Source organism: Streptosporangium sp. NPDC000396, from assembly GCF_042898655.1.
In the GTDB taxonomy this organism is placed as follows: Bacteria; Actinomycetota; Actinomycetes; order Streptosporangiales; family Streptosporangiaceae; genus Streptosporangium.
On record NZ_JBIAZA010000030.1, the window covers coordinates 109,350 to 121,764 of the forward strand.

The following is a 12,415-nucleotide window of genomic DNA, read 5'->3' on the forward strand; positions in this document are numbered from 1 at the left end:
TACTAACTTTCGGCATAAAACCGAGCGGTAGCTTGTGCGATGCAGGCCTGGGACCGGCTGATCCTTCCTCCTATGTTGGGGTGTCTGCCGTCGCGGGAGATGACCAGATGTCCTTTGTGCAGCGGGTGCGCGCGCAGGCCGACCGGTACGGGCACCAGCGGTCGTACACCTTCGTGGAGGACCGCAGAGGCGAACTAGCCGAGAGCCGTCTGACCTTCGCCGAGCTGGACGAACGGGCGAGATCCGTGGGCGCCTGGCTGGCCGGGCGGCGGATGACGGACCAGACGGCGCTGCTGCTCTACCCCGCCGGGCTGGAGTTTCTGGCGGTCTTCCTCGGCTGCCTGTACTCCCGGGTGATCGCGGTGCCCTCACCGCTGCCGCAGACCGATCCGCGCGCGCTGGAACGAGCCGAAGGGATCATCAAGGACGCCGACGTACGGCTGGTGCTCACCGACTCGGCCAACCAGGGCATGCTCACCCGATGGCTGCGCGACGTCGGCCTGGACGGCGCGGTCGAGTGCGTGGCCACCGACACCCAGCTGCTTCCCGGCCCCGATGACTGGACGATGCCGGAGATCGAGCCGGACACGCTCGCCTACATGCAGTACACCTCCGGCTCCACCAGCGAGCCGCGCGGCGTCATGCTCACCCACGCCAACCTCCTCCACAACGAGCAGGAGATCTGGAGGGCGATCGGCTCGCCCAAGGAAGGTGTCGGGGTCGGCTGGCTGCCGCACTACCACGACATGGGCCTCATCGGCATGCTGCTCCAGCCGATCTACGCGGGTGGCGACCTGTACTTCGCCTCGCCCATCGCGTTCGTCATGCGTCCCGCGCTCTGGCTGGAGATGATCAGCCGCTATCGGGCCGGATACACCGTCGCGCCGAACTTCGCCTACGAGTGGTGCGCCGCCCGGGTCACCGACGAGCAGGTGGCCGGCCTCGACCTGTCCAGCCTGCGGTTCGCCCTCAACGGGGCCGAGCCGGTCCGCACCGGCACGCTGCGCGCGATGGTCCGCCGCTTCGGAGCCGCCGGCTTCAGCGAGAAGGCCTGGGCCCCGGCGTACGGCATGGCCGAGGCCACCCTCGTGATCACCGCCACCCCCATCGGGCACGGGGCGCTGGTCCGCAGGTTCGACGCCGGGGCGCTGGAGCGGCACGAGGCGATCCCGTCCGAGGACGGCGTGGAACTGGTCGGCTGCGGGCGGCCGATCAGCATGTCGGTGCGCGTCGTCGACCCCGGCACCCGCGCCGTGATGCCGGAAGGACGGGTCGCGGAGATTTGGGTGCGCGGCGAGAGCGTCGCGCGGGGCTACTGGCAGCGCGAGGAGGCCACGGGCGACGCCTTCCACGGGCGCACCGCCGACGGCGACGGGCCGTTCCTGCGGACCGGAGACCTGGGCTTCCTGCTGGACGGCGAGCTCTACGTCACCGGCCGGATCAAGGACGTCATCATCGTCAACGGCCGCAACCTCTACCCGCAGGACCTGGAGGAGGCCGCCCGGCAGGTGCACCCGTCGCTGGGCGCCGCGGCGGCCTTCGGAATCGAGGCGGGACAGGCGGCCGGGGAACACGTGGTGCTCGTCCAGGAAGTGCGCGAGCGGAGTCTCGGCGACTCCTCCGCCGCGGAGGTCGCCCGCCGGGTCCAGGGCGAGCTCGCCCGCGTGTTCGGCCTGCCGTCGATGAGCGTCGTGCTGGTCGAGCGGGGTGGGGTCGGCAAGACCACCAGCGGGAAGATCCAGCGCTCCCGAACCCGGGACCTGCTGCTGGGCGAGTCGCTTCCCGTCGTCCACGCCGAGCTCGCCGCGGGTCTCACCGCGCACGCCGTACCCGAAGCCGCGCACGCCGTACCGGAAGGAGCATGAAGATGTCCGCCGACGCCGGGATCGTCGCCGACCTGGACGCCATTCAAAACTGGCTGCGGGCCCAGGTGGCCTCCTACCTGGGGCGCTCGCCGCAGGAGATCGACCCGCTGGTGCCGGTCGCCCAGTACGGCATGGACTCCGTCTACTCGCTCAGCCTGTGCGGCGACATCGAGGCGGAGTACGGCCTGGAGATCGAGCCGACCCTCGCCTGGGAGCACCCGACCGTCGCGGCCATGGCGGACCACCTCCGGGGACGGCTGAGCGCGGGCTGATGGCCGGTCTGCTGTGCGGCCCCCGTGCGAAGTGGGTGGTGCTGGTCATCTGGCTGGGCGTCATCGGGATCGCCGGGTCTTTCGCCGGGCAGCTGGAATCGGTACAGAAAGATGACATCGCCGCCTACCTGCCCGAGAACGCCGACTCCGCACAGGCGGTCAAGCGCATCCTCGGCATGCAGGGGGAGAACCTCTCCCCGGCGACGATCGTCTACGAGCGGCGCGAGGGCCTCACCAAGGCGGACCAGGACGAGATCGGCCGGGACATGAAGGCGTTCGCCGGCATCGACGGGGTGGTGGCGGAACTGCCCACGCCGACCGGCGGCAAGACCTTCGGGCGGGAGGAGTTCGACCGGGAGCTCAAGCGGTATCGGGACGCGAAGGGGAGGCTGCCCGAGCAGCTGCGGGTGGTCGAGCGGAAGCTCCAGATACCCAAGCTGACCAGGACGATCAAACTGATCGCCGCGCAGCGGTCCGAGGACGGCCAGGCCGCCGAGGTCGTGGTCATCGTCAGGGACCGGGGCGGGCGGGAGACGGCCCAGGTCATCGACCGGGTGCGCCAGGTCGTCGAGGCGGGCCGGCCCGCCGGGCTGGCCGTGCACATCACCGGCATGGTCGGATTCCAGGCCGACGCGCTGGCCGTGTTCTCGACCGTGGACACCAACCTGCTGCTGGCCGCGATGGGCGTGGCGGTGGTGGTATTGCTGATCACCTACCGCAGTGTGATCCTCTGGCTGTTCCCGCTGGGCATCGTGCTGGTCGGGCTGGTCGTCGCGATGGGGGCGAACTACCGGCTCGCCGCGGCGGAGGCGATCACGGTCAGCAGTGTGGCGGTCTCGCTGCTCATGGTCCTGGTGATCGGCGCGGGCACCGACTACGCGCTGCTGATCATCGCCCGCTACCGGGAGGAGCTGCGCCGGCATGAGGACCGGCACGAGGCGATGGAGGTCGCGCTGCGCCGGGCCGGGCCGGCGGTCGTGGCCAGCGCGGCGACCGTGGTGGCCGGGCTGCTCTGCCTGATGGTGGCCGAGCTCAACTCCACCAGGGGGCTGGGGCCGGTCTCGGCCGTCGGCGTGACCAGCGTGATGCTCGCCATGATGACGCTGCTGCCGGCCGTGATGGTCATCTTCGGGCGGTGGGTGTTCTGGCCGCTGATCCCGCGTTATCAGCCACCGGGAGCGCCGGGCCGCGCCGTGGCCGGCGAGCGCCCTGCGGACGGTGGCATTTGGGGCGTTTTGGGCGGAAAAATAGCTAAAAATCCAAGACTTGTGTGGGCGGTCACCGTCATCGGGCTGGGCGTGTGCGTGTCCGGGCTGGCCTCCTACAAGGCGGGCGGACTGAGCAACGCCGACGTGTTCCTCGGCCGGCCGGACTCGGTCGTCGGGCAGGAGGTCGCCGCGCGGCACTTCCCGGCCGGGGCGGCCGACCCGGTTCAGGTCGTCACCACCGAGCAGTACGTCAGGGACGTGATCGTGGACACGGCCCAGCGGCCCGAGGTCACCGCGATCTCGCTGGGCGCGGCGGGGAACGGGGACATCCTGCTCAACGTGACCGTCCGCTCGGCCGACGGGGAGGAGTCGGAGCAGCGCCAGGTGCTCGCCCTGCGCGACCGGCTGCAGGCGGTGGCGGCCCCGGACGTCAACGTGGGCGGGAACGTGGCGCTCATCGCCGATCTGGAGCGGGGCGCGCAGCGGGACCGCGCGCTGATCATCCCCTTGGTGCTGCTGGTGGTCTTCGTGGTGCTGGCCCTGCTGCTGCGCTCGCTCGTCGCGCCGTTGCTGCTGCTGGCGACCGTGGTGCTGTCGTTCCTGGCGACGCTGGGCATCAGCTCGCTGGCCTTCGCCCACCTGTTCGGCTTCGCGGGAGTGGACCAGGGGTTCGTCCTGCTGGTCTTCGTGTTCCTGGTGGCGCTCGGGGTGGACTACAACATCTTCCTGATGCACCGGGTGCGGGAGGAGGCCCACCGGAACAGTACGGCGCGCAGCGCGATCCTCGGCCTCGGCGCGACCGGCGGTGTGATCACCTCGGCCGGCGTCGTGCTCGCGGGCACCTTCGCGGTGCTGGTGGTGCTGCCGCTGACGCAGACCGTGCAGATCGCCTTCGCGGTGGCCGTGGGCGTGCTCCTCGACACGATGATCGTCCGCTCGGTGCTGGTGACCGCGCTGACCCTCGACGTGGGCGACGTCATCTGGTGGCCCAGCCGGCTGGCCAGAGGGCTGTCCTGGTGGCATCGCGAACGGAGGCCGGCCCGGTCGCCGGGCCCGAGGGTACGGCCGCAGATCATGCTCCGGCCCCGGGGGCTGGTGCGGCCCCGGGTCATGCTCAGATCCGGTCGGATTGTCTTGGGAAAAGGCGAAAAAGTGGGCGGTGGGTTTAGCGGCAAATGACAAGTCTGATTATTGCGAGATAGATCACACCTGTGATTTACTTCCGGGTAACAAATGTGGGGCAGATCGTCGCACACAATGCGTTTCTGGCTCTTTGAGGTGCTGATACGCACCCATCAGGCATTCTTTCGGCCAAAATTGAAAGCGTGGCGATGGTGCTAGTCACAGGTTCTTTCCTGCCATTGTCCGCGGCGCAGAGTGGAATTTGGCACGCCCAGCGGATCACCCCAGACGAGCCGATCCATATCGCCCAGTACATCGAGATATCGGGGCCCGTGAACCCGGAGGTCTTTGCCTCGGCCGTGCGCCTGGCGGCCAGGGACGTGGAGGCGATCCATCTCCGGATCGTCGAAGGCGGGCAGGTCGTCGAGGCGCGAGAGCCGCAGTGCCCGTTCCTCGACCTCGGAGACGAGCGGGCCGCCCTGGAGTGGATGCGGGCGGAACTGGAATCGCCCTTCGACGAGAACTCGCTGCTGGCCACCGCCCTGCTCCGAGTCGGCGGCGACCGCTACTTCTGGTACCTCCGCTGCCATCACGTGATCATGGACGGCTACAGCGGACCGATGGTCGCCCAGCGCCTGGCGGAGGTCTACACCGCCCTGATCGAGGGCCGTGATCCCGAACCGGGCCGCCTCGGGTCGCTGGAGGTCCTGCTGGAGGAGGACGCCGCCTACCGCGCCTCCGCGCGCTTCGAGGCCGACCGCCGCCACTGGCTCGGCAAGCTCGCCGACCTGCCCGCCGTACCCGCCCTGTCCTCCGGCACCGCCGCCCCCACATCACGCTTTCGCCGGTGGAGCGAGACCCTGGGCAAGGGGGACGCCGTCGCCCTGACGGAGGCGGCGCTCTCCCACGGGACGTCCGTGTCCGGGCTCATGATCGCGGCCACCGCGGCCTTCGTCGGACGTCTCGCCGGAGCGCGGGAAGTGGTCCTCGGGCTGGCCGTCACGGCTCGGACCACGCCGACGGCGCGGTGCACCCCCGGGATGCTCTCCAACGTGCTTCCGCTCCGCCTGGCCGTACGGCCGGAGATGACCCTCGCCGAGCTGGTCGGGCAGGTCACCCGGGAGGTCGGCCGGTTGCTGGTGCACCAGCGCTACCGGTATGAGGACCTGCGCCGGGAGGTGCGCGGGCGGTTGTTCGGGCCGGTCGTCAACATCATGCGATTCGACTACGACCTGAAGTTCGCGGGTCACGCCGCAACCGCGCACGCGCTGGCCACCGGCCCGGTCGAGGACCTGTCGATCAACCTCTACGACGGCTCCGACGGACGCGGCGTCCGCATCGACTTCGACGGCCACCCCGAGCTGTACGACGAGGCCGAGCTGGCCGGCCACCATGACCGCTTCCTCCGCTTCCTCGCCCGGATCGCCCAGGCCGGGCCGGACACGCGTGTCGGCGCGATCGACCTGCTCGACGAGACCGAGCGGGCACTCCTCGCCGCCTGGGGCGGCGCGCCGCGCGCGGTCCCGGGTACGGTCCCGGACGGCGGGGCGTCGGGCAACGGGGTGTCGGGCTGGGGCACGAGCGGGGGGCCGCAAAGGACACAGGGAACACAGGGAACAGCAGGCGGCACATCCGCTGACACCGCCGTCGCCCTGTTCGAGGAGCAGGTACGGCGCGGCCCCGACGCCGTCGCGGTCGTGGCCGGGGACGTGGAGATCACCTACGCCGAGCTGAACGTCCGGGCGAACCGGTTGGCGCACCACCTCATCGCCCGGGGCGCCGGGCCCGACCGCTACGTCGGGCTGTCGATACCCCGATCGCTCGACATGGTCGTCGCGTTCCTGGCGATCCTGAAATCCGGCGCCGCCTACCTGCCGCTGGACCCGGAGTATCCGCAGGACCGTCTTGAGACGATGCTGGCCGACGCCGCACCGCCGATCGTGGTCACCTGCACGGCGGCCGGTGTCCGGCCGTCGCCCGGCACCGAGGTCGTCCTGATGGACGACTGGACAGGAGAGGGCCTTCCCGGCACCGACCCGGTGACCGCGCTGCTGCCCGGCCACCCGGCCTACGTCGTCTACACCTCCGGCTCCACCGGCCGGCCCAAGGGCGTGCTGGTCACCCACGCCGGCCTGCCGAGCTACGCGCGGACCGGGACCGACCGCTACGCGGTGACCGGGGACAGCCGGGTGCTCCAGTTCGCCTCGATCGGGTTCGACGGGGCGGTGCTGGAGTGGCTGATGGCCTTCTCCACGGGAGCGGCGCTCGTGCTGGCGCCCCACGGCGTGTACGGCGGGGAGCCGCTCGGCCGGTTCCTCGCCGAGGCACGGGTCACCCACGCGTTCATCACCCCGGCCGCCCTGGCGACGATCCCGGAGACGCCGCTCCCCGAACTGCGAACGCTGCTGGTCGGCGGTGAGGCCTGCCGCCCCGAGCTGGTCCGCCGCTGGGCCCCCGGCCGCCGGATGATCAACGCGTACGGCCCGACCGAGACCACCGTCGTGGTGACCACGAGCGACCCGCTGCTCTCCCCAGACGACACCCCGATCGGCCGCCCGGTCTACGACACCCGCCTGTACGTTCTGGACTCCGGCCTGCGCCAGGTCCCGCCCGGCGCGGTCGGCGAGCTGTACGTCGCCGGCCCGAGCGTGGCCCGGGGCTACCTGAAACGGCCGAGCCTGACGGCCGAGCGGTTCGTCGCCGACCCGTTCGAGCCCGGCGGGCGGATGTACCGCACCGGCGACCTGGTCCGATGGCGTGCCGACGGCCAGCTCCAGTACCTGGACCGGGCCGACCAGCAGGTCAAGATCCGCGGCTTCCGGATCGAGCCGGGCGAGATCGAGAGCGTGCTCACCGGCCACCCCGGCGTCTCCCAGGCGGCCGTGCTGGCCCGCGACGACGAGCCGGGAGACCGGCGCCTGGTCGCCTACGTGGTCGGTACGGCCACGCCGGAGGAGCTCCGGCGGCACGTCCGGCTGTCCCTGCCCGAGTACATGGTGCCCGCCGCGATCGTGACGCTGGACGAGATGCCGCTGACCGCCAACGGCAAGCTGGACCGGCGCGCCCTGCCCGCACCCGGAAAGGAGGCCTCCGGCCGGGAACCGGTGACGGATCGGGAACGGCTGCTGTGCGGCCTGTTCGCCGACGTGCTCAGCCTGTCCCGGGTGGGGGCCGACGACGGCTTCTTCGATCTGGGCGGGGACAGCATCCTCGCGATCCAGCTCGTCGGCCGGGCCCGCGAGGCGGGGCTGGGCATCACGCCGAAGCACGTGTTCCAGCACCACACCCCGGAGGCCCTCGCTCTCGTCGCGGAGGAGGTGGCGGAGACGACGGTCGCCGACGACGGCGTGGGAACCGTCCGTGCCACCCCCATCATCGAGTGGTTCACCGAGAGCGGCGGGCCGATCGAGGGGTTCAGCCAGAGCGTGGTGCTCCGGGTCCCTCCGGATCTCGGCCTCGACAACCTCACCGAGGCCGTGCAGGCCGTACTGGATCACCACGACGCGCTGAGGCTGCGGTTGTCCGACGCGGTGCAGGCCGTACCGGGTGGCCACAGCGTGCCGGAGCCGAGGCTGCCGGATCCCGATGCCGCGTCGGCGGTACCCGATGGCCATGACACACGGGAACCGAGAGAGACCGGACTGGGGGTGGCACCGGACATGATGACCATTACGTCCGGTGAGGGGCCGAAGACACTGGAGGTCGCCCCGCCTGGAGCGGTCCGGGCGGCACGTTGCGTGCGGCGGGTGCAGGTCACCGGAGACCTGGAGGAGGCGGTCGCCGAACACGCCGAACTGGCACGCGCCGAGCTCGATCCGGCATCCGGGCAAACCGTTCGCGTCGTGTGGCTCGACGCCGGTCCCGAGCGCCGCGGTCGCCTGCTGCTGAGCCTGCATCACCTGGTCGTCGACGGCGTCTCCTGGCGGATCCTGCTGCCCGACCTCCTCGCCGCGTGGACCGCCGCCGAAGGCACCCCTCTCCGTCTTCCGGCGCCCACCACCTCCTTCCGCGCCTGGTCGCATCACCTCCACGCCGAGGCCGCCAACCCCAACCGCCTGGCCGAACTGCCCTCCTGGGTCACTCTCCTCTCTCCTGCCGCCGCATCGGGGAACCGTGCCGATCCGAGCGGGAGCGAGGGCACGGTAGCTCAGCGGTGGGGAACGTGGGGGGACAGGCGGGAGACGGTCATGGAGCTTCCCGCGGAGGTCACGGGACCGCTGCTGAACAGGATCCCCGGAGCGTTTCACGGTAGGGCCGACGACGCGCTGCTCGCCGGGCTCGCGGTGGCGGTCGCGAGGTGGAACGGAAATCGGAGCGCAGACCGGTCGACGCTGATCGACCTGGAGGGGCACGGCAGGGAGGAGATCTTCCCCGGGATCGATCTGTCCAGGACCGTGGGCTGGTTCACGGTCATGCACCCCGCGCGGATCAACGCGGGTCCCCTCGACTGGGACGACCTCAAGAACGGCGGCCGGGCCGCGGCCCAGGCCGTCAAGCGGGTCAAGGAGCAACTCCGTTCCCTCCCCGGCCCCCTGAGCTACGGTCTTCTCCGCCATCTCAACCCTGACACGGCGCCCGTCCTCGCCGCCCTGCCCCAGGCCGAGATCGCCTTCAACTACCTCGGCCGGATCACGACTTCCGGGGGAGATTGGGAACCGGTCACAGACGGCCCGTCAGGAGGCCTGTTCAGCGGTCAGGACGCCGCCGCTCCGCTCAGACACGGCATCGAGATCAACGCGATCGCCATCGACGACACCCTCCGTGTCACCTGGACCTGGTCCCCGGCGCACTACACCGAGGAACGGATCACCGAGCTGGTCACAGCCTGGTCGGAGGCCCTGACCGGCATCTCCCGGCACACCGGCGGCGGGCTCACCCCCTCCGACGTCATCGCCGGGCTCACCCAGGAAGACCTCGACGACCTCGGCCCGGACGTGCAGGACGCCTGGCCGCTCGCTCCCCTCCAGCGGGGCCTGTACTTCCACTCCCTGCTGGAGGTGGACGTCTATACGGCTCAGCTGGTGTTGGATCTGGCCGGTCCGTTGGATGTGGCCCGGTTGAGGGTGGCCGCGGGGCGGTTGCTGGGCCGTCATGCGAATTTGCGGGTGTCGTTTCGGCAGCGGGCCGATGGTGAGCCGGTGCAGCTGGTGCATCGCCGGGTGGAGGTTTCCTGGCGGGAGGTCGCCTCGGCCGATCCGGACGAGGTGGCGGCCGAGGAGCGGGCGCGCCGGTTCGATCTGGCGGTGCCGCCGTTGATGCGGTTCGTTGTCGTACGGCTGGCGCCGGATCGGCATCGGTTGATCCTCACCAACCATCACATTGTGCTGGACGGGTGGTCGACTCCGTTGCTGGTGGCGGAGTTGTTTGCGTTGTACGGCGGGGTGGAGCCGGTTCCTGCTCCGCCGTACAAGGGGTATTTGGCGTGGTTGGCGGGTCAGGATCGGGTTGGGGCCGGTCGGGTGTGGGGGCGGGCGCTGGAGGGGGTGGCCGGGCCCACGCTGGTCGCTCCTGATCTGGCGGGCCGCCCGCCGGTCGACCCCGGCCGCGTCACCGCTGAGCTTGACGACGACCTGACCCGGAAGCTCACCACCCTCGCCCGCAGTCACTCGACCACCATGAACACGGTCATGCAGGCCGCCTTCGGCCTGCTGCTGGCCCAGCTCACCGGCCGGGACGACGTCGTCTTCGGCGGTACCGTCTCGGGCCGCCCGCCGGAGCTTCCCGGTGTGGAGCGCATGATCGGCCTGTTCATCAACACCCTTCCGGTCCGGGTGCGGCTCGACCCGGCCGAATCGGCCGGGGACCTGCTGCGCCGGCTCCGCGACGAGCAGGCCGAGTTGCTGCCCCACCATCACCTGGGCCTGACCGAGATCCAGCGAGGCGGGTTGTTCGACGCGCTGCTGGTGATGGAGAACTACCCCATCGACCCTCGGACCACGATCGGTGAACTCCACCTGAACTCGGCGGACGTGGTCGACGCGACCCATTACCCGATCACTTTGCTCGTCATCCCGGGGGAACGGCTTCGGTTCCGGCTGCAGTACCGGCCGGACGCGTTCACCGAGGCGGAGGCCGCGGACCTGCTGGATCGCTTCCGGAACCTGCTCGCCGCGATGGCCGCCGCGCCGGACACCGCCGTCGGCCGTCTCGACGGGCTCTCCCGCGAGGAGCGGGATCTGCTCCTGCGCGAGTGGAACGACACGGCTGTGGCCGTACCCGATGTGACGCTCGCCGGGTTGTTCGAGGCCCAGGTCGCGCGGACCCCGCACGCGACGGCGCTGGTGTTCGAGGGAGCCGAGCTGAGCTACGCCGCGTTCAACGCGCGGGCCAACCGGCTGGCCCGGCTCCTGGCGGAACACGGGGTCGGGCCCGAACGGGTGGTGGCGCTCATGCTGCCGCGGTCGCTGGATCTGCTGGTCGCGATGTACGCCGTGATCAAGGCGGGTGGCGCCTACCTGCCGATCGACCCGGACCATCCGGCCGGGCGGATCACCTCGATGCTGGAGGACGCGCACCCGGTCCTGGTCATCGATCCTGACTGGCTGGCCGGTGCGGACGTGTCCGGGTATTCGCCGGAGAACCCGGGTGTACGGCTCGCTTCGGAGAATCCCGCCTATGTGATCTACACCTCGGGCTCCACGGGACGGCCCAAGGGAGTCGTGGTCTCCCACGGTTCGATCGTCAACCGCCTGCTGTGGGCGCAGTCCAAGTACGGCCTGGGCTCCGACGACCGGGTCCTGCAGAAGACCCCGGCCGGGTTCGACGTGTCGGTCTGGGAGTTCTTCTGGCCGCTCCAGGTCGGTGCCACCCTCGTGATCGCCCGGCCCGACGGTCACCGGGACCCGGTCTACCTGGCCGAACTGATCGCCGCTGAGCGCATCACGACCGTTCACTTCGTCCCGTCCATGCTCGCCGTCTTCCTCGCCGAGAACCCGGCACCGGGGCCCCTGCGCCGAATCATCTGCAGCGGGGAGGCACTCCCGCCCGAGGTCGCCGATCGGGCGGCCACCCGCCTGGGCGTCCCGGTTCACAACCTCTACGGCCCGACCGAGGCCGCGGTGGACGTCACCTTCTGGGAACACGCGCCCGAGCCGGACGCGGTGTCCGTCCCCATCGGCCGCCCGGTCTGGAACACACAGGTCTATGTGCTGGACGGGTGTCTCCGGCCGGTGCCGGTGGGGGTGACCGGGGAGCTGTATCTGGCGGGGGTTCAGCTGGCGCGGGGGTATGCGGGCCGGGCGGGGTTGACGGCCGAGCGGTTTGTGGCGTGTCCGTTCGGTCCGGCCGGGGGGCGGATGTATCGCACGGGGGATGTGGTGCGGTGGCGGGCTGATGGGGTTTTGGAGTACGTGGGCCGGGCCGATGCGCAGGTCAAGCTCCGTGGATTCCGGATCGAGCTGGGGGAGATCGAGGCGGTGCTGGCCCGGCATCCGGGGGTGAGGGATGTCGCGGTGGTGGTGCGGGAGGACCGGCCGGGGGATCGGCGGCTGGTCGCCTACGTGGTCCCGGCCGCGCCGGACGGGGGCGGGGCGGCCGGTCCGGCGAGTGCCGAAATGGGTCGGGGCGAGGGTGCCGGGGAGGGGGTCGCGGAGCGGGTTTATCCGGTGGGCGCGCTGGATTCGGGGGAGGTGCGGCGGTTCGCCGGGGCGGTGTTGCCGGAGTACATGGTGCCGTCGGCGGTGGTGGTGCTGGACGGGTTGCCGGTGACGCGTAACGGCAAGCTGGACCGGGCCGCGCTGCCGGTTCCGGAGGTCGTCGGGTCGGGGCGGGGGCCGCGTACGCCGGTGGAGGAGATCTTGTGTGCTCTCTATGCGGAAGTCCTCGGGCTCGATGCGGGTGTTTCGGTGGGGGTGGATGAGGGGTTTTTCGAGCTGGGTGGGGATTCGTTGCTGGCGACGCGGTTGGTGAGCCGGGTTCGGTCGGTGTTGTCGGTGGAGTTGCCGGTTCG

The 12,415-nt window shown here is 70.8% G+C and carries 4 protein-coding genes; all 4 read left to right on the forward strand.

The genetic code is table 11. The features are described 5' to 3' along the window. The first annotated feature begins 107 nt into the window (after positions 1-107). Complete coding sequence (locus ACFY2X_RS36675; RefSeq protein WP_389947669.1) at positions 108-1,865, forward strand: fatty acyl-AMP ligase; 1,758 nt, start codon at positions 108-110, stop codon at positions 1,863-1,865. 2 nt (positions 1,866-1,867) lie between these two features. Beyond that, positions 1,868-2,137, forward strand: a complete 270-nt coding sequence (locus ACFY2X_RS36680) for an acyl carrier protein (RefSeq protein WP_389947670.1) — start codon at positions 1,868-1,870, stop codon at positions 2,135-2,137. After that, positions 2,137-4,524: an MMPL family transporter gene (locus tag ACFY2X_RS36685; RefSeq protein ID WP_389947671.1), complete on the forward strand. Its 2,388-nt coding sequence runs from the start codon at positions 2,137-2,139 to the stop codon at positions 4,522-4,524. The genes ACFY2X_RS36680 and ACFY2X_RS36685 overlap by 1 nt, the downstream gene beginning before the upstream one ends. 152 nt (positions 4,525-4,676) lie before the next feature. Further along, the coding region (locus ACFY2X_RS36690; RefSeq protein WP_389947677.1) for an amino acid adenylation domain-containing protein at positions 4,677-12,415 on the forward strand (7,739 nt) is incomplete at its 3' end.